This is a genomic window from Nitrincola salilacus, from assembly GCF_046271865.1.
GTDB lineage: Bacteria > Pseudomonadota > Gammaproteobacteria > Pseudomonadales > Balneatricaceae > Nitrincola > Nitrincola salilacus.
Genome location: NZ_CP176580.1, coordinates 1,063,420 through 1,080,023, shown reverse-complemented (window position 1 = coordinate 1,080,023; position 16,604 = coordinate 1,063,420). Strand labels below are relative to the sequence as shown.

Annotated in this window: 19 protein-coding genes; 11 read left to right on the top strand and 8 right to left on the bottom strand. The window is 53.6% G+C overall.

All coding sequences use genetic code 11. From position 1 onward, the window contains the following. The first annotated feature begins 1 nt into the window (after position 1). Both ACK3CJ_RS05035 and ACK3CJ_RS05030 read left to right on the top strand, forming a co-directional pair. The gene (locus ACK3CJ_RS05035) at positions 2–1,231 is read left to right on the top strand and encodes a type II secretion system F family protein (RefSeq protein ID WP_409525334.1); all 1,230 of its coding nucleotides are present in this window, start codon (positions 2–4) and stop codon (positions 1,229–1,231) included. A gap of 25 nt (positions 1,232–1,256) precedes the next feature. Next, a complete protein-coding gene (locus ACK3CJ_RS05030) occupies positions 1,257–2,126 on the top strand; it encodes a prepilin peptidase (RefSeq protein WP_409525333.1) in 870 nt (289 codons plus the stop codon). A gap of 15 nt (positions 2,127–2,141) precedes the next feature. On the opposite strand, the gene ACK3CJ_RS05025 is transcribed toward ACK3CJ_RS05030, so the two are convergent. The 5 genes from ACK3CJ_RS05025 to msrA all read right to left on the bottom strand — a co-directional run bounded on the left by ACK3CJ_RS05025 (position 2,142) and on the right by msrA (position 7,376). Beyond that, positions 2,142–3,221, bottom strand: a complete 1,080-nt coding sequence (locus tag ACK3CJ_RS05025; RefSeq protein ID WP_409525332.1) for an ABC transporter ATP-binding protein — start codon at positions 3,219–3,221, stop codon at positions 2,142–2,144. Beyond that, complete coding sequence (locus tag ACK3CJ_RS05020) at positions 3,218–4,810, bottom strand: ABC transporter permease (protein WP_409525331.1); 1,593 nt, start codon at positions 4,808–4,810, stop codon at positions 3,218–3,220. The genes ACK3CJ_RS05025 and ACK3CJ_RS05020 overlap by 4 nt, the downstream gene beginning before the upstream one ends. Before the next feature lie 189 nt (positions 4,811–4,999). Beyond that, positions 5,000–5,998: an iron ABC transporter substrate-binding protein gene (locus ACK3CJ_RS05015; RefSeq protein ID WP_409525329.1), complete on the bottom strand. Its 999-nt coding sequence runs from the start codon at positions 5,996–5,998 to the stop codon at positions 5,000–5,002. A gap of 175 nt (positions 5,999–6,173) precedes the next feature. Continuing rightward, on the bottom strand, positions 6,174–6,896 hold the full coding sequence (locus ACK3CJ_RS05010) for a 16S rRNA (uracil(1498)-N(3))-methyltransferase (protein ID WP_409525328.1): 723 nt from the start codon (positions 6,894–6,896) through the stop codon (positions 6,174–6,176). 9 nt (positions 6,897–6,905) lie between these two features. Next, a complete protein-coding gene (gene msrA, locus ACK3CJ_RS05005; protein WP_409525327.1) occupies positions 6,906–7,376 on the bottom strand; it encodes a peptide-methionine (S)-S-oxide reductase MsrA in 471 nt (156 codons plus the stop codon). A 287-nt stretch (positions 7,377–7,663) separates the two neighbouring features. Between msrA and ACK3CJ_RS05000 the strand changes: the two genes are divergently transcribed. From ACK3CJ_RS05000 to ACK3CJ_RS04980, 5 genes are all read left to right on the top strand, one after another. Beyond that, on the top strand, positions 7,664–8,506 hold the full coding sequence (locus ACK3CJ_RS05000; RefSeq protein WP_409525326.1) for a symmetrical bis(5'-nucleosyl)-tetraphosphatase: 843 nt from the start codon (positions 7,664–7,666) through the stop codon (positions 8,504–8,506). Between the two features lie 5 nt (positions 8,507–8,511). Further along, positions 8,512–8,832 carry a thiosulfate sulfurtransferase GlpE gene (gene glpE / locus ACK3CJ_RS04995; protein ID WP_409525325.1) on the top strand — a complete coding sequence of 107 codons (321 nt, stop codon included), beginning with the start codon at positions 8,512–8,514 and terminating at the stop codon, positions 8,830–8,832. Continuing rightward, positions 8,820–9,992: a hypothetical protein gene (locus tag ACK3CJ_RS04990; protein WP_409525324.1), complete on the top strand. Its 1,173-nt coding sequence runs from the start codon at positions 8,820–8,822 to the stop codon at positions 9,990–9,992. Before glpE ends, ACK3CJ_RS04990 begins: the two co-directional genes overlap by 13 nt. 12 nt (positions 9,993–10,004) lie before the next feature. Further along, a complete protein-coding gene (locus tag ACK3CJ_RS04985; protein ID WP_409525323.1) occupies positions 10,005–10,778 on the top strand; it encodes a pteridine reductase in 774 nt (257 codons plus the stop codon). Between the two features lie 83 nt (positions 10,779–10,861). Next, positions 10,862–11,083: a hypothetical protein gene (locus tag ACK3CJ_RS04980; RefSeq protein WP_409525322.1), complete on the top strand. Its 222-nt coding sequence runs from the start codon at positions 10,862–10,864 to the stop codon at positions 11,081–11,083. A gap of 2 nt (positions 11,084–11,085) precedes the next feature. Here the strand turns inward: ACK3CJ_RS04980 and folK are convergent, their stop codons facing one another. Then, positions 11,086–11,595: a 2-amino-4-hydroxy-6-hydroxymethyldihydropteridine diphosphokinase gene (folK, locus tag ACK3CJ_RS04975; RefSeq protein WP_409525321.1), complete on the bottom strand. Its 510-nt coding sequence runs from the start codon at positions 11,593–11,595 to the stop codon at positions 11,086–11,088. Next, positions 11,595–11,951 carry a dihydroneopterin aldolase gene (folB, locus tag ACK3CJ_RS04970; protein ID WP_409525320.1) on the bottom strand — a complete coding sequence of 119 codons (357 nt, stop codon included), beginning with the start codon at positions 11,949–11,951 and terminating at the stop codon, positions 11,595–11,597. The genes folK and folB overlap by 1 nt, the downstream gene beginning before the upstream one ends. Positions 11,952–11,973: 22 nt before the next feature. Between folB and plsY the strand changes: the two genes are divergently transcribed. Further along, complete coding sequence (gene plsY / locus ACK3CJ_RS04965) at positions 11,974–12,561, top strand: glycerol-3-phosphate 1-O-acyltransferase PlsY (RefSeq protein WP_409525318.1); 588 nt, start codon at positions 11,974–11,976, stop codon at positions 12,559–12,561. A 29-nt stretch (positions 12,562–12,590) separates the two neighbouring features. Here plsY and tsaD read toward each other — a convergent pair whose 3' ends face one another. Further along, positions 12,591–13,619 carry a tRNA (adenosine(37)-N6)-threonylcarbamoyltransferase complex transferase subunit TsaD gene (tsaD, locus tag ACK3CJ_RS04960; protein ID WP_409526548.1) on the bottom strand — a complete coding sequence of 343 codons (1,029 nt, stop codon included), beginning with the start codon at positions 13,617–13,619 and terminating at the stop codon, positions 12,591–12,593. Between the two features lie 210 nt (positions 13,620–13,829). On the opposite strand from tsaD, the gene rpsU reads away from it, so the two are divergent. The 3 genes from rpsU (at position 13,830) to dnaG (ending at position 16,487) form a co-directional block, all read left to right on the top strand. Further along, the gene (gene rpsU / locus ACK3CJ_RS04955; protein ID WP_151703808.1) at positions 13,830–14,045 is read left to right on the top strand and encodes a 30S ribosomal protein S21; all 216 of its coding nucleotides are present in this window, start codon (positions 13,830–13,832) and stop codon (positions 14,043–14,045) included. Between the two features lie 108 nt (positions 14,046–14,153). After that, positions 14,154–14,600 (top strand): GatB/YqeY domain-containing protein, encoded by a 447-nt coding sequence (locus ACK3CJ_RS04950; protein ID WP_151703809.1) that lies wholly within the window; start codon positions 14,154–14,156, stop codon positions 14,598–14,600. A 51-nt stretch (positions 14,601–14,651) separates the two neighbouring features. Continuing rightward, on the top strand, positions 14,652–16,487 hold the full coding sequence (dnaG, locus tag ACK3CJ_RS04945) for a DNA primase (RefSeq protein ID WP_409525317.1): 1,836 nt from the start codon (positions 14,652–14,654) through the stop codon (positions 16,485–16,487). Positions 16,488–16,604: the final 117 nt, after the last annotated feature.

The window sequence follows — 16,604 nt, the reverse complement described above, 5'->3', positions numbered from 1 at the left end:
CATGGCTACAGCAGTTAAAGAGAAGAAAAAGGTCACTTACGCCTGGGAAGGCAAAGACAAAAGCGGCAACAAGAGCAAGGGCAAGATCGACGCCGAAAATATTGCCATGGCCAAGGCCCACCTGCGCAAGCAGGGGATCAATCCAAAAAGGGTAGCCAAAGAGCGCAGCATCAGTTTTTTAAGCAGTAAGAATAAGCCGATCAAGCCACTGGATATCGCATTCTTTACCCGCCAGATGGCCACCATGATGAAATCGGGTGTACCGCTGCTGCAAGGGCTGGAGATCGTAGCCAATGGCTGCGAGAAAACCAAGCTTAAAGAGCTTATTTACGAAGTGCGTAACGATGTCAACGGTGGTACTGATCTGTCCACCGCGCTGAAAAGACACCCCAAGTATTTTGATGATCTCTTCTGCTCGCTGGTAGAGGCCGGTGAACAATCCGGTGCGCTGGAAACCATGCTCGATCGCATCGCCGAATATAAGGAAAAGATCGAATCACTGAAAGCCAAGATCAAAAAGGCAATGACCTACCCTGCTGCAGTTGTGGTGGTGGGTATTGCGGTGTCAGCAATCTTGCTGGTCAAAGTGGTCCCTCAGTTTCAGGATATTTTCCAGAGTTTTGGTGCTGACCTACCTGCATTTACGCTTTTCGTGATTGGCTTATCGGAATTCGCACAGTCCTATTGGTTTTTTGCTCTGATCGGAATGGTAGCCTTTGGCTTTGGCTTTTCGAAGATGATGGAGAAGTCGCAGAAATTTTCAGATGGCGTCGACCGATTTGTTCTTAAAATTCCAGTCCTTGGGGAGATTCTTCAAAAGGCTGCCATTGCCCGCTTTGCCCGAACCCTATCCACAACCTTTGCCGCCGGCGTGCCGTTGGTGACAGCGCTGGATTCGGCTGCCGGGGCTGCAGGAAACGTGGTATATCGCACCTCCATCATCCAGATACGTAACGGCGTATCCACCGGTCAGTCGCTACAGAATGCGGTAAACATGACCGGCGTTTATCCGGTGATGGTCACCCAGATGATCGCCATTGGTGAGGAAGCGGGTTCGCTGGATGCGATGCTGGACAAGATCGCCAGCTTTTATGAAGAGGAGGTTGATAACGCCGTCGATAACCTCTCCAGCCTGCTGGAACCTTTGATCATGGTGGTGCTGGGTGTTCTGGTTGGTGGTCTGGTTATTGCCATGTACCTGCCGATATTCCAGCTGGGTAACGTAGTGTAAGGACTGAGAATGGTGGATACGGAATTTGATACTCGCATTTGAACTTTTCCCTGCCGGCAGTGGTTGGGCCGCTTTGACAGGGCTGCTGTTTTCGCTGCTGGTGGGTAGTTTTCTGAACGTGGTCATTCTGCGCCTACCGGTGATGATGGAGCGTGAGTGGAAGGCTGCCATGGTGGCAGAGGATCAAGATTCAGCTCGCACTACTACGGAAGGAGAGCCACCCTTTAATCTGGCCACCCCTCGTTCACGCTGCGGTCATTGTGGTCATCTGATCACCTGGTATGAAAATATACCGGTATTCAGCTATCTGTTTCTGCGTGGTCGCTGCAGTTCTTGCCAGACATCCATCTCGATTCGCTACCCTCTGATTGAACTGCTCAGCGGCCTGGCCGGTGCATTCATTGCCTGGCGTTACGGCATCACACCACTCGGCGTAGCACTGCTGCTGATGACCTGGACACTGATTGCACTCACATTTATCGATATTGATCATCACCTCCTCCCAGACAGCCTGACACTGCCGCTGCTGTGGCTGGGGCTGATACTGAACAGCTTTGAACTGATCACGAGCCTGTCTGATGCGGTGTGGGGTGCTGCGCTGGGGTATCTGGTGCTCTGGAGTGTTTACTGGCTGTTCAAGCTGCTGACCGGCAAAGAGGGGATGGGCTACGGCGACTTCAAGCTGCTGGCTGCCTTCGGTGCCTGGGGTGGCGTGTCGGTGCTGCCGATGGTGATTCTTTTCTCATCGGTGGCCGGTGTGATTCTGGCTGGCTTGATGATTGCGGTAAAGCGGCATGAAGCGCAGAACCCGCTGCCCTTCGGCCCTTACCTGGCAATAGCCGGTTGGGTCGCCCTGCTCTGGGGCCAGGATATTCTGAACTGGTATCTGTACTGATACTTATCCAGGCAGCTATTCCGGCAAAACGGCCCCAGTACGCAGCACACTGATATTGACCCGGCTGCCGATATCGAAGCAGTGGTGGCTGGGGGTGATAACGCAGTATTGCGCGCCATCCTGCTCCAGTATGTAGAAGTAATCGTGCCCTCGGAATTCGCGCCCTACCACTTTCGCGCCTTTACCATCCATGGATTGCGTCAGGAACAGATCTTCTGGCCTCAATGACAGCCTGATTTCGCCGGCCACTTCATCAGCCACCACCAGATCACCCAGCGGTGTTTTGACCTTACCATCTTCGGCCAGCCCGCAGATGAGGTTGGTGTGGCCAAGAAAACGTGCCACAAAGGCATTGCTCGGATACTGATAAACCATTTGTGGCGTATCAAGCTGTACCAGTTTACCGGCGCTCATCACTCCTACCTTGTCAGCAAAGGTCAGTGCTTCGGCCTGATCATGCGTGACCAGTATCACGGTGGTACCAGCCTGTTTGAACAGGTGTCGCATCTCGTTGCGGGTACTCTCGCGCAACGATGCATCAAGATTTGAGAAAGGCTCATCCAGCAGTACCAGATCCGGTTCTGCTGCAAGCGTTCTTGCCAGCGCGACACGCTGTTGCTGGCCACCGGAAAGCTCATGCGGGTAACGGGTTGTCAGCGTTGACAGCCCCATCAACGCCAACCACTCAACAGCCTTGGCAGGACGCTTCGCCTTGGACAGATGGCGCATCGCAAAACTGACATTCTGCTCCACGGTCATATGCGGGAACAGGGCATAATCCTGAAACACGATACCGATCTTGCGCTGCTGTGGCGACAGATCTGTGACATCACGCCCATGCAGATGGATGCGACCGGCATTGGGCTGCTCAAAGCCCGCGATCATTCTCAACGTCGTGGTTTTACCGCAACCACTTGGCCCCAGCAGCGCCAGGATCTCACCGGCATGCAGTGAAAAAGAGAGATCATCCACTGCTGCTGGATCTTCGCTGTGAAAGTGTTTGGTCAGATGTTCGACACGTATCTGCTCAGCCCAACTGGCCGACAGCGGATCGACAACCTCCACGCCACTTCTCACCATCTGATTACTGTTCATCGGTTTGCCTCGCGATTAAGCACCATTCCCACCGACAGCCCCGAAAAGATGACAATGGCGGCTGCAAAGGGAGCGGCTTCTGCCATCATGCCCTCTACCGTGCGGGAAAAAACGGTTACTGCCAGAGTATTGTAACCGGTCGGCGCCAGTAACAGTGTAATCGGCAGCTCTTTCATACAGAACATGAATGCCAGCGCCACGCCCGACAGTATCCCTCTGCGCATGCGCGGAAACACGACATGGTAGAAGGTTTCGGACTGGGAGTATCCCAGAGCGTAGGAGGCCTCTTCCAGATTAGGGCGCGTCTGCATCAATGCGCTGCGAATTGGCCCCATCGCCAGCGCCAGCGTGGCCACTGTCAGGCTGATGATCAGCAAACCCAGCGTCTGGTAGAAAAAGTAGGCGGCATGCAGGGCAAAGAACACCATTGCCAGCGCCAGAGTCAGTGGTGGCAGCGCATAGCCGATATACACGGAGCGCTCTACTGCTGCCGACAGGCGTGATGGATAGCGCACACTGAGATAACACACAGGCAGCGCACACAGAGCGGCCAGAACGGCAGCCGGCATCGCAGCAAAAACGGAACGGGCGAAAGTCCAGGGCACCTGCAGGAACACACTCAAATCGGGCGGAGCCAGAAACAGCCAGTAAGAGAGCATCGCAATCGGCAGGCCAATGGAGCTGCCGAATACAAACAGCAGATAGATCACAGCAAATGGCTTCATCCGCCCCAGCGCTTTAGGCTTGATCGGCCGAATCGACCCACTGCCGACGCTGGCCAGGCGCTTTCGCCTGAGTACCAGCATCTCCATGAAAACAAAGCAGGCAGCCAATGACAGCAGCATGATCGATAACCAGGCGGCATAAATACGATCAAACGCACCTGAGTACTGGTTATAGATCGCATAGCTGAAGGCTTCGTAGCGCATCAGTGCCACCGCACCGAAATCACCGAGCACATAAAGTCCAACCACCAGATACCCAGCCAGTATGGCAGGGGCCAGATGTGGCAGGATGATTTTCCTCAGCACTTCAAAAGGGGAATAACCCAGGCTCTGCGCACTCTCTTCAAGACTGCTGTCGAGACCCAGCAGAGCGGCACGCAAATTCAGAAAAATATAGGGAAAGGTATACAGCGCCAGCGCCCAGACGGCCCCCCAGTACCCCTGGATATTGGGAATATGGATATCAAACAACCGCGCCAGCACACCATAATGCCCCCCGATACCCAGAAGTGCATAGGCCATCACATAGCCGGGTACTGCCAGCGGTACAACCGCCAGAATAGTCAACAGGCGGCGATAGGGCATATCTGTGCGGGTGACCAGCCAAGCCAGTGGAAATGCCAGGAAAGTTGCGACCAGCAGGACACCAAAGGTCAGAGCCAGCGTATTGATTAGAAGATCGAGATTGCGTGGCCTGAGCACCAGGTCGACAAGCTGGGACATATCAGCCTGGCCGGCTCGCACAAAGAGATAGACCAGTGGCACCAGCATGCCGATACCTACCAGCATGGCGGGTATCATGATAAACAACGGCGGACGCTTTACCTGTGGCCGCTGAATACGAACTGCAACACTGCTACTCATGGCGACTCACTGACAAGCTCACTTACCTTTTATCAACAAGCGATGGCATCAAACCCTGATGTATCAAAAGCAGATGTATCACCACAAAATAAAAACACGTAAGGCCAATGTGGAGTTTCCTCCAGCATTGGCCTGCTGAATTCCATCTGCCTGTATTGAAAAGGCAGACGGGCTGTCGATCGGTGGCTGTTACAGCAGCTCGGCGTCGCGCAGCAGTTTAAGCGTACCTTCGAGATCTGCCAGCTGATCCAGATCAATTTCAGGTGCGATTTCAAGCAGATCATCCAGATCACCCAGCACTGGATTCTGAATGATTCCGCTTACGACAGGATATTCATTAACCACTGAGGTGAAGTACTGCTGGGCAGCAGGGCTGAGCATGAACTTCACGAACTCCTGGGCAGCTTCCTGATTTTTGCTGCTTTTGAGAACAGCGATACCTGCTACGTTGATCAGGTTACCTATGTCGCCAGCGTCAAAATAGGTCTGTTTGACCGGGAACTCGCTGTCTGCGGCGACAAAGCGCGGCAAATAATAATTATTTACCAATGCGAAGTCTACATCGCCATCGGCTATACCCGCAACAGAGGTAGTGTTATTGCGAAAGTATACCGGATCATTGGCTTTCATATCTTTCAGCCACTGCAGGGTCACATCATCACCATGCTGAACGCGCATACCGGTCACAAATGCCTGGAAGCCACCGTTCGTTGGTGGAATTGCAACACGACCCTTGTAACGCTCATGTGTCAGATCAAAGATGGATGAAGGCATCTCATCTTCGCTGACACGGTCGGTTGAGTAGGCAATAACACGTGAACGACCACTCAGCGCTACCCAGTTACCCTTCTGGCTGGTATAGACTGCAGGCAGACCTTCATACATTTCAGCAGGAAGCGACGCCAGAAGGTCTGAATTGCTCAGAGCACCCATTGCACCGGCATCCTGACCCCAGTACAGATCAGCAGGCGAACGCTCACCCTCTTCCTGAACCAGAACAGCCAACTGGGCTGTATCACCATAGCGCACATCAACCTTGATACCTGACTGCTTCTCAAACTGATCGATGATCGGCTGAACCATCGCCTCACCACGACCTGAGTAGAGTGTCAGACTGGATGCCGCAGCGAATGGCGCTGCAACAAGCGTACCGGCAATTGCCAGACCAGCGAGGATCTTCTTATGCATCATTCAATTCCTTGTACCAACATGTGAATGTGTCGCTGAGTAATCCCAGCGCCAATAACTTAAGAAGAATTATTCGCATATGGAGCGCTACTGTCAATACAAACAAGTATGATTCTTATTAATTTTTTAAACACCACCTTTCTTTGATCTACATCATTGACGCCGAATCAAACAATCACTGCAAAGGAAACAGCCTTGCCAGCACAACCGGAATGGCCGTCTCAACCCTGAGGATACGGCTACCCAGCAATATCGGCTGAAAGCCCGCCTCAGCCAGCTTCTCAACTTCATAGGTGATAAAGCCACCCTCCGGGCCGACAGCAAGGGTGGTAGGCGAAAGCTCAGCCATCGGACACGGCTGAGCATGATAAGGATGCGCCACCAGCGCACGTGTATTTTGCGCAATGGCCGGCAGCTCATCTTCCACAAAGGGTTTGAATCGCTTGCGCAGATGTACCTCCGGCATGATGGTATCGCCCGCCTGCTCAAGCCCCAGCAGCAACTGCTCCCGAATCGCTTCAGGTTGCAGCAGCGGAGTCGACCAGTAGCTTTTATCCACTCGATAAGAGTTGATCAGCCAGATCTGCTTGACCCCCATGGCAGCTACTGTCTGGAGTGTACGCTTCATCATTTTGGGGCGTGGCAAGGCCAGAACCAGGGTCACCGGTAGACTCTCGGGTGCTGCCTGCAGCGCATCAGGATTCATCTGCAGCAGCACCTGAGCATCATCAATCTGCAGCACCTGTGCAACGCCGACACCACCGCCGAGAACACCCATTTTCAGCGTATCTCCGGGGCTTGCCTTGTGCACTACCCTGATATGTTCAAAGCGCCTGTCAGTAAGAGAGACGCACCCCTCTTCGCCCAGCTCCTCCGGGCCAACGAGTATCAGATTCATCAGTCGAGGTCAGATACGGCAGCTGCCGCCCCCCTTCTTGGCTATGTACTGCTGGTGATACTCTTCTGCTTTCCAGAAGGTAGCAGCAGGTACAATTTCAGTCACAACGGGGGAAGGCAGCACGCCACTGTCATCCAGCGCTTTACGGCTTTGCTCTGCCACATCTTTCTGCATCTCGTCATGAAAGAAGATCGCAGACCGATACTGAGTACCGACATCCGGCCCCTGACGATTGCGTGTCGTCGGGTTATGACACTGCCAGAATACATTCAGCAACTGCTCGTAATCCACCTGCTCGGGATCATATTCGACCTGTACCACTTCAGCATGCAGTGTATTACCCGCACAAACCTCCTGATAGGTCGGCTGATCCTTATTGCCACCCATATAACCGACTGCGGTGGACAGCACCCCCTCCACTTCTGCAAAGGTGGCCTCCACCCCCCAGAAACACCCAGCCGCAAAAGTTGCAATAGCCATTTCCATCTCCAATATCTGTGGGCACCTCGTAAAACCGTTACAAGCGGTTCGATAACAAGGCGCACTGTTATCTATCTCTGATCAGCGCTGATCATGACCTGTAGAGCCAGCAGGCTCAAGCATTTCATACCAGCATCATGCGGTCTCTTTATATGGTCTCTTTGATCAACGTGATCTCCTGCTCTCATCTGCCATCGTGAAGTATGCAGTCAATTAGGCTATGATTCGTTTAATAAATTTAATTGTGCGCCCGACCGGTTCAGCGAGGTGCATTGAGACGAGGGCAGATGGCAACTTACGCAATCGGCGACATTCAGGGCTGTTACGATGAGTTAATGGGCCTGCTTGATCAGGTGGGTTTCAGCGACACTGACTCTCTATGGCTTGCCGGCGATCTGGTCAATCGCGGCCCTCAGTCGTTACGTGTGCTGCGTTTTATCAAGAGCCTTGGCAATCGCGCAACGACTGTGCTCGGTAATCATGATCTGCATCTGCTTGCACTGCATTATGGTGCGACCCTCGACAAGCGCAACAACACACTCCAGCCGATTCTGCAAGCGGATGATCGCGAAGAACTGATGGACTGGCTACGCTTCAGACCCATGCTGATCGATAACGCTGAACTCGGTTATGTAATGACTCATGCCGGCATTCCACATATCTGGTCGCTGCGCAAAGCCAGAAAGCGCGCCGAGGAGGTGGAAATCATTCTGCAAAGCCATCTTGCAGGCGAATTTTTCAAGCATATGTATGGCAACAAGCCGGATCAGTGGAACAGAAAGATTGAAGGCTGGTCCCGCCTGAGACTGATCACCAACTACTTCACCCGCATGCGCTTCATCACACAGGATGGTCGGCTTGAGTTTTCGGGCAATGGTGGTTTGGGCAGCGCACCCAAAGGTTTTCTCCCCTGGTATCTGGCACAACGGGAAGAGCCACTTGAGCGCACTCAACTTTTTGGACACTGGGCAGCTCTTGGCGAAATTCAGCACGATGGTGTCATAGCTCTGGATACAGGCTGTGTCTGGGGGAATAAACTGACCACCTTCAGGCTTGAAGATGGTGCCCTGTTCAGTCAGAGTTGCGACGCCTATTCACGCAAACCCAGAACATCAACACAAGCCAGCTGAGGAACATGATGCCAGCCTATCGCTGTATATCAACACAAGAAGCAGCCGAACTGATCACCCAGGGTGCCCGGATTGCAGATATCCGTGATCAGCAAAGCTATCAATTCGGCCATATCACGGATGCTCATCACCTGAGCAATGATAATCTGGATCAGTTTTTGACACAGAGCCCACGTGAGATTCCCATGATTGTCTGCTGCTATCACGGCAACAGTAGCAAACCCGCTGCCGGATACCTCGCCTCCCAGGGCTTTGCCGATGTGTACAGCCTCGATGGCGGCTATGAAGCCTGGCGTCAGGATTTTCCGGAGCTGTGCAGCGTCTGATGCAGATCTATCTGGTTGGTGGTGCCGTCAGAGATGAATTACTCGGACTGGCAATCAAGGATCGTGACTGGGTTGTTGTCGGCGCCAGTGCTGATGATCTTCTCGCACAGGGTTTTCGTCCCGTTGGTCGTGATTTTCCCGTTTTTATCAAACCCGATACAGGCGAAGAGTACGCGCTTGCCAGAACCGAGCGCAAATCGGGCCATGGCTATGCTGGCTTCCAGTTTCATGCCTCTCCAGAGGTCACGCTTGAAGAGGACCTGGCACGGCGGGATCTGACCATTAACGCCATGGCGCAATCCGAACAGGGCGAGCTGGTTGATCCTTATGGTGGTGAGAAAGATATCGCCGCACGCAAACTGCGCCATGTATCCGATGCTTTTTCCGAAGACCCTCTGCGCGTGCTTCGCGTGGCACGCTTTGCCGCACGCTTTGCGCCACTTGGGTTTGATGTAGCTGATGACACTCTGGATCTGATGCGTCAGATCAGCCACAGCGGTGAGCTGGAACACCTCACGACAGAGCGCGTCTGGCAGGAGTTTGAGCGAGCGTTGGCGACGGATCATCCTCTGGTATTTCTTGCTGTGCTGAAACAGGTCGATGCGCTTGACAGGCTACTGCCTGAGTTTGCCAGCCTGGATCTGGAGCTGACTGCTCCTGTGATTGACAGGTTAAAGGCGGTCGACTCATCACCTGAGAGCTGCTTTGCCCTTCTGTGCGAGCTGACCCTGACCGCGAAGACTCTAACCAAGAACACTCTGACCACGAAAACTCTGACCGCGCAAACAGAGCAACCATCACAGCAGATCACCCAGATAGCCGAACGCCTCAAGGCGCCCAATCGCTTTCGTGATCTGGCAGTACAGTTCTGCAGCTGGCATGAAACACTTTACCAACTTGAGCAGGTAGATGCCGCTCAACGGCTGGAGATGATCCACGCCCTGAGGCTGCTGAAGAAACAAAACAATCTGACTGCCCTGCTTCATCTGACCCAGGCACGACATCCTGACTTTGATCTGCAACTATCCGCCAGGTTGCAGGATCTACTCCTGACACTTGAGCGTATATCGACACAGGATCTGATGCGTGCCGGTTTTACTGGCAAGGCTCTTGGTCAGGCTATTGAAGCCGAACAACTCAAGTGTTGCAGCCATTTTTAACTGGAGCGGGATGTGCTGGATAACCGATCATCTTTAACAGAATCACCATTTACTGATTCACCTGTCGCTCTGATCACCGGCGCAGCCCAGAGGATAGGCGCCTGCATCGCCAGAACGCTGCACCAACAGGGATACAGTCTGCTGATTCACTATCGCCACTCAGCCGCTGAAGCCAACGCTCTGGCCGAAGAGCTGAACAGACTACGCCCGGACAGCTGCAGATGCCTGCAGGCAAACCTGACCGATATGACTGAGGTGGAACGCTTAGCTGAACAGGTAATTGAGCTTGGCCGCCTTGATCTGCTGATCAATAATGCATCTGCTTTCTATCCAACACCTGTAGACCAGGTCACGCAGCAGGCGTGGGATGATCTGATCAACTCCAACCTTCGCGCAGCATTTTTCATCAGCACACGTCTCAGCAACCTGATCGCAGAGCAGGAAGGCGCGATCATCAACCTGATCGACATCCACGCCCAGCGCGGACTCAAAGGCTACCCGATATACTCTATCGCCAAAGCAGGCTTGCAGATGATGACTCAAAGCCTGGCCAAAGAGCTGGCTCCTGCTGTACGGGTGAATGGCGTATCCCCCGGCCCGATCCTCTGGCCCGAAGCCAAAGCCGCACTGACTCCGGAGCAACAACACGAGGTGGTAAGCAAGACTCTGCTGCAGCGCTGCGGCAGCCCTCAGGATATCGCCGATGCCGTACTCTTCCTGAGCAACGCACACTACATAACCGGCCAGATCCTCTGTGTCGATGGCGGTAAGTCACTCTTTTCATAAAGGGTAAAAAAGCAAAAAGGATCAGCTCTTTAGCATATAATGAGCCATAGATGGTTAATGTATAACAGTTAAGGAGAACCAAGATGAATGCAATCAAGGCCGCTGGATTAATTCTGATAGTACTGGGAGTGGCCGGACTGGCTTATGGCAGCTTCAGTTTCACCAAGGAAACGCATGAAGCCAATATTGGCCCGATCTCCCTGTCTGTAGAGGAAAAAGAAACGATCAATGTGCCAGTCTGGGCAGGCATCGGGTCGATTGCAGTCGGCACCTTCATGCTGTTGGTCGGCGGCAGAAGACGCTGATTCTAGCTTTTTGAGATTGTTTTTCCCTGCCAGATGAAGTCGACCGTCCAGAGCTTCTGGTTACGGTCGTAATCCTGCCACAGGCTGGCGTAGGTTCTACCACACTCCGGATGCACCACTTCAGGTGCGATCTCGGCGAGCGGCAGGAGGACAAAAGCGTTTTTCAACACCTCATCCCGCGGCAACTGAATTTTGCCGAATCGGCCAACACAATCATCATATGTCAATATATCGATATCCAGCGTACGGGCACTGAATCGTGGACCCGTGCGTTCACGACCGTTACGGTCTTCAATCGCTTTAAGCACCAGAGATAACGCTTCGATAGAGAGATCTGTATCAACACCCGCAACCAGGTTATAGAAGGCGTCGCCGTCGAAACCGACCGCTTCGCTCTCATAAACGGATGACAGCTCAAGTGCACCAAACTGCTCACTCAGAGCATCCAGTGCGATACTGATGTAATGTTCGCGATCAACATTGCTGCCCAGGCTCAGATACACTCTCGCCATCAGATACGCTCTCCCCTTTCGATAATCACGCCAACATCCTTAGCCCCACGTACCGCACCTGGCTTACTCAGACGCAGGCGTAACCAGGGTACGGAAAACTCATCCAGCACCAGTTGGGCTATCTCTTCCGCCATGGTTTCGACCAGCAGGAACTCGCTTTCGCTGATAAAGGAGATCAGGCGTTTGGAAACACTTTTATAGTTCAGTGTGTTCTCGATATCTTCCGTTGCCGCCGCTGCACGAATATCGGTTCCCATCTCCAGATCAAGACTGACCGTCTGGCGTACCTGACGCTCCCAGTCATAGATCCCGATTATCGTTTCCACCTGCAGCTCGCGTATGTAAACTAGATCCATCATCTATCCTGTGGTTATGCTTATGCCAATCAATAGCCTGCTGGAACCGGCGCTGATCAGCGTTGCTTATCTGCTCGGTTCAATACCGACCGCTTTATTGGTGTGCCACTCTATGGGTATCGCTGACCCTCGTCAACAAGGCTCAGGCAACCCAGGAACCAGCAATGTACTGCGCATCGGCAACCGTGTCGCCGCAGGCCTGACCCTCGCAGGCGATCTCGGCAAAGGCGTTCTGGCCATCTGGCTGGCCCAACTGGCAAACCTGACACCTGGAGTGACTGGCCTCTGCGCACTGGCCGTAGTGCTGGGCCACCTGTTCCCGATGCTGGGCGCTTTTCGTGGTGGCAAAGGTGTCGCCACCACGCTTGGCTGCACTCTGATGCTGAGCTGGCCCGTATTTCTCATACAGGTTTTCACCTGGCTGCTCATCATCGCACTGACTCGTACCGCATCCATCGCATCATTGTGCATGGCACTGATTACATTGCCCGGCATCTACCTGCTGGCTCCGGAGCTACTCAGCCCGATGGCATTGATCGCCCTGTTGCTGATTGCTCGCCACAGCCCCAACATCCGCAATCTGATCAGCGGTAAAGAGCGCCGATTCTGAAGCACCCTACTTTATATCACCTACTGTCATCAGATACTTGCCAGCGTATCCATGGGCCAGCGTGGCTTGGCCTGAATCGTCAGATCACTACTCTGCCCTGCCAGTAAACGCTGGCACCCGGCATACGCAATCATCGCACCATTATCGGTACAGAAGCGCGGGCGGGCATAGAAAAGCCCGGCGCGCTCCTTCTGCACGACATCAGCAAGCTTCTCTCTGAGTCGCTGATTGGCACTGACGCCACCGGCAATCACCAGTTGTTTCAATCCGGTCTGCTGCAGTGCACGCCTACATTTTATCGCCAGCGTATCCACAACCGCCTCCTCAAACGCCGCTGCGATGTCCGCACGCGTCTGATCATCAATTCTACCCTGCTCATCGCGATGCGCGTTCGATGTGTTCAGTGTAAAGGTCTTCAGGCCGGAGAAGCTGAAATCCAGCCCAGGCCGATCCGTCATGGGGCGCGGAAAAGTAAAGCGCTGGCGATCACCCTGAACGGCCAGTTTTGCGATCAGTGGCCCACCGGGATAATCAAGACCCAGCATCTTGGCGGCCTTATCAAAAGCCTCACCGGCAGCATCATCCAACGATTCACCCAGCAGATGGTACTGCCCGATATCTGTCACCTTGACCAACTGCGTATGCCCACCGGATACCAGCAGTGCCACGAAAGGAAAGGCCGGGGGATTATCCTCCAGCATCGGAGCCAACAGATGCCCCTCCATATGATGCACACCGATCGCCGGAATATTCAGACCCAGAGCCAACGCACGAGCGGTGGATGCACCCACCATCAGCGCACCGATCAGCCCGGGGCCTGCCGTGTAGGCAATGGCATCAACATCAGGCATCGTCAGGTCAGCCTTGTGCAGCACCTCACGAATCAGCGGCAGCAGTTTACGAATATGGTCCCGCGAAGCCAGTTCCGGCACGACACCACCGTACTCCGCATGCATCTCCACCTGACTGTACAGTGCATCCGACAACAGCCCTTTCTCACTGTCATACAGCGCTACACCTGTTTCGTCACAAGAGGTTTCTATCCCCAATACTCGCATCTTCACCACTCTTAATGATCATTTCCTGCCCCTGTTTCTTTTACAGCGGCGGCAGAGCAGACTATTATCCTTTATGAATGTAGAGATTTCGAGCTTTCTTTCTTTACTTCAGGCCCAGTGGCCAGTAAAATTTCGTGCCTTGATCGGACAACCCCTTTTCAGGAGACGTCAGATCATACAAAACCCCATTAATTGCAAGGTAGGATTTAGATGCCAGCTGTAAAAGTAAAAGACAACGAGCCGTTTGACGTTGCCCTGCGTCGCTTCAAGCGTTCATGCGAAAAAGCCGGTGTTCTGGCTGAAGTACGTCGTCGTGAGTGCTACGAAAAACCCACTACAGTTCGCAAGCGTAAAGCAGCGGCTGCGGTTAAGCGTCACGCTAAAAAACTGTCACGTGAACAGTCTCGTCGCGTACGTCTTTACTGAGATCCATTCATTTCGAATGTGATCAACTGCAAACTTTGTTTGAGTAGAATACGTAATCGTTGATACAGCGACCATTCAGGCGCTCGATCACTCATACGGGAAGCTATCATGTCTGATCTGAAAGCACAGATTACAGAACAGATGAAAGATGCCATGAGGGCAAAGGACAAGGTCCGCCTCGGCACTATTCGCATGATGCTGTCAGAACTGAACCGTATCGAGATAGACGAGAGAATAACACTGGATGATGCACGCGTTATCGTCACGCTGGACAAGATGTTAAAACAGCGTCGCGAGTCGATTGCCCAGTATCAGGCGGCTGAGCGCCCTGAACTGGCAGACAAGGAGCAGCAGGAGTCGGAGGTGATTAAAACTTTCCTGCCGCAGCCTCTCAGTGATAGTGAGATAAAAGAGATAGTCGATCAAGCCATCGCCGACACGGGCGCAAGCTCGATGCAGGCAATGGGACAGGTAATGGCCCTGGTCAGACCTCAGATTCAGGGGCGCGCCGATATGGGAGCCGTTTCCGCTCAGATCAAAGAGCGGTTGCAGTAAAGCGCTTCAGCCCTTACCCTGCTCTCGCTGCAACGATACAGCGGAGACATCATGGCCGGACGCATACCACAGCACTTCATCGACGACCTACTCGCACGCGTCAATATTCTTGATGTGGTGGAGAGTCGTGTCAAAATCAAGCGTAGCGGCAAAAACTACGCAGGTCTGTGTCCATTTCATCAAGAGAAGTCACCCTCCTTCACCGTTGCACCAGACAAACAGCTTTACTACTGCTTCGGCTGCGGTGCCGGCGGTAACGCCATCGGTTTTATCATGGAGTATGAGCGCCTTTCATTTCCCGAAGCGATCGAAGAGCTGGCCAAGCTCGCCGGTGTTGAAGTCCCGCGCGAAGAGAGCCACAACAGCGATAATCAGCAAGAAGAGCGCCTGAAGCAACAGTATCAGCTACTGGAGCGTGCCAACCTTTTTTTCCAGCAGCAACTTCGCACTCACAGTGACCGACAGCGCGCCGTCGCGTATTTAAAAGGGCGCGGACTGTCAGGCCAGATTGCCAGCCGCTTTCAGATAGGCTTTGCACCTCCTGGCTGGGATAACCTGGTAAAGGATTCCAGCGACCTGAGCGAAGCCGCACAGAAGCTGGAACAGGTCGGACTGGTGATCCACAACGAAGAGCGCGAGCGCTACTACGACCGCTTTCGTGATCGCATCATGTTCCCTATCCGGGATATGCGTGGCCGCGTCATCGCATTCGGTGGGCGCGTGCTCACGGATGAAAAACCCAAATACCTCAACTCACCCGAAACCGACACCTTCCACAAAGGCCGCGAGCTCTATGGTCTTTACGAGGCGCGCCAGCATACCCGCAGCCTGACCCGTCTGCTGATAGTGGAGGGCTACATGGACGTTGTGGGACTTGCGCAGCACGGCATCACCTGGTCTGTCGCCACACTGGGCACCGCGACCTCCGGCCAGCATCTGTCGCGCCTGTTCAAACTCGTACCGGAGCTGGTTTTCTGCTTCGACGGTGATCAAGCTGGGCGCACAGCTGCAGCACGCGCACTGGAAGTCGCACTGCCAATCATCAAGGATGGCATGGAGGTTCGCTTCCTGTTTCTACCGGAAGGTGAAGATCCGGATACATTAATCAGACAGGAGGGCCAGGCAGGCTTCGAGGCACGCGTGAATGAAGCCCTGCCCTTGAGCGAGTTTTTCTTCCGCCTGTATGCTGAAGATGCGGATCTGAGCAGCATGGATGGGCGCGCACGCTTTGCCACTCACGCCCTGCCGAAGATCCAGTCAATGCAGCCCAGCCTGCTGCGCGAGATGATGATAGAACGCATCTGCGAGATCACCGGCCTGTCGCATGACCAGCTCAATAGTGTCATTAACCTGCACCAGAGCACACAGAACACATCACCACCGCAACCTTCGGAGCCCTCTTCACCGCCTCCGGCACCACCGGTTCGATACCAGCAGATAAAGCCAACCACCAACAGTGACGGCAATCGGCGCAGCCTCGTCAACAGTGCAATCTCCATCCTGCTGCACTACCCGCAACTGGCCATCCAGGCAGCCGACCCGAACATGCTGGAAAAGCTCGACGAGCCCAATGCAGCCCTGCTGGCAGCACTGATCCGTTACTTCAATTCGGCACCCAATCTTTCACTGGGCACCCTGCTGGTAGACTGGCAGCAGTCCGCCGAGCTCAGTTCATCACTGGTGACGCTGAACGAGATCTCCCACCTGGATCCGGTGGTTGGGGATATCAACCCTGCGCAGTTGCTCAACGATGCTTTTCAACGCCTGTTGCAACGCGCGGATGAAGGTAAACTCGATCTGCTCTTGAAAAAGTCACGCCAGTCCCCATTAACTCAGGACGAGAAGCAGCAATTGCAACATCTGCTGATGGCCAGGCACCAGAAATAGACCGAACACTGAAATATTTTTTAACCTGATTTGGCAAACCCAATATGTTGGACTATCTTTAAGTAGCCGATAGGCAAGCCCTTGACTTCACTGAGTTAGCAGCGACTCAAACGGCTA

Excerpts from the sequence above, each read along its gene's own strand:
- ACK3CJ_RS05015 (WP_409525329.1), bottom strand. The coding sequence starts at position 5,998 with ATGCATAAGAAGATCCTCGCTGGTCTGGCAATTGCCGGTACGCTTGTT.
- ACK3CJ_RS05025 (WP_409525332.1), bottom strand. The coding sequence starts at position 3,221 with ATGAACAGTAATCAGATGGTGAGAAGTGGCGTGGAGGTTGTCGATCCG.
- ACK3CJ_RS05020 (WP_409525331.1), bottom strand. The coding sequence starts at position 4,810 with ATGAGTAGCAGTGTTGCAGTTCGTATTCAGCGGCCACAGGTAAAGCGT.
- ACK3CJ_RS04980 (WP_409525322.1), top strand. The coding sequence starts at position 10,862 with ATGAATGCAATCAAGGCCGCTGGATTAATTCTGATAGTACTGGGAGTG.
- plsY (WP_409525318.1), top strand. The coding sequence starts at position 11,974 with ATGCCAATCAATAGCCTGCTGGAACCGGCGCTGATCAGCGTTGCTTAT.
- folB (WP_409525320.1), bottom strand. The coding sequence starts at position 11,951 with ATGGATCTAGTTTACATACGCGAGCTGCAGGTGGAAACGATAATCGGG.
- folK (WP_409525321.1), bottom strand. The coding sequence starts at position 11,595 with ATGGCGAGAGTGTATCTGAGCCTGGGCAGCAATGTTGATCGCGAACAT.
- msrA (WP_409525327.1), bottom strand. The coding sequence starts at position 7,376 with ATGGCTATTGCAACTTTTGCGGCTGGGTGTTTCTGGGGGGTGGAGGCC.
- ACK3CJ_RS05035 (WP_409525334.1), top strand. The coding sequence starts at position 2 with ATGGCTACAGCAGTTAAAGAGAAGAAAAAGGTCACTTACGCCTGGGAA.
- ACK3CJ_RS04950 (WP_151703809.1), top strand. The coding sequence starts at position 14,154 with ATGTCTGATCTGAAAGCACAGATTACAGAACAGATGAAAGATGCCATG.
- ACK3CJ_RS05000 (WP_409525326.1), top strand. The coding sequence starts at position 7,664 with ATGGCAACTTACGCAATCGGCGACATTCAGGGCTGTTACGATGAGTTA.
- rpsU (WP_151703808.1), top strand. The coding sequence starts at position 13,830 with ATGCCAGCTGTAAAAGTAAAAGACAACGAGCCGTTTGACGTTGCCCTG.
- ACK3CJ_RS05010 (WP_409525328.1), bottom strand. The coding sequence starts at position 6,896 with ATGAATCTGATACTCGTTGGCCCGGAGGAGCTGGGCGAAGAGGGGTGC.
- tsaD (WP_409526548.1), bottom strand. The coding sequence starts at position 13,619 with ATGCGAGTATTGGGGATAGAAACCTCTTGTGACGAAACAGGTGTAGCG.
- glpE (WP_409525325.1), top strand. The coding sequence starts at position 8,512 with ATGATGCCAGCCTATCGCTGTATATCAACACAAGAAGCAGCCGAACTG.
- dnaG (WP_409525317.1), top strand. The coding sequence starts at position 14,652 with ATGGCCGGACGCATACCACAGCACTTCATCGACGACCTACTCGCACGC.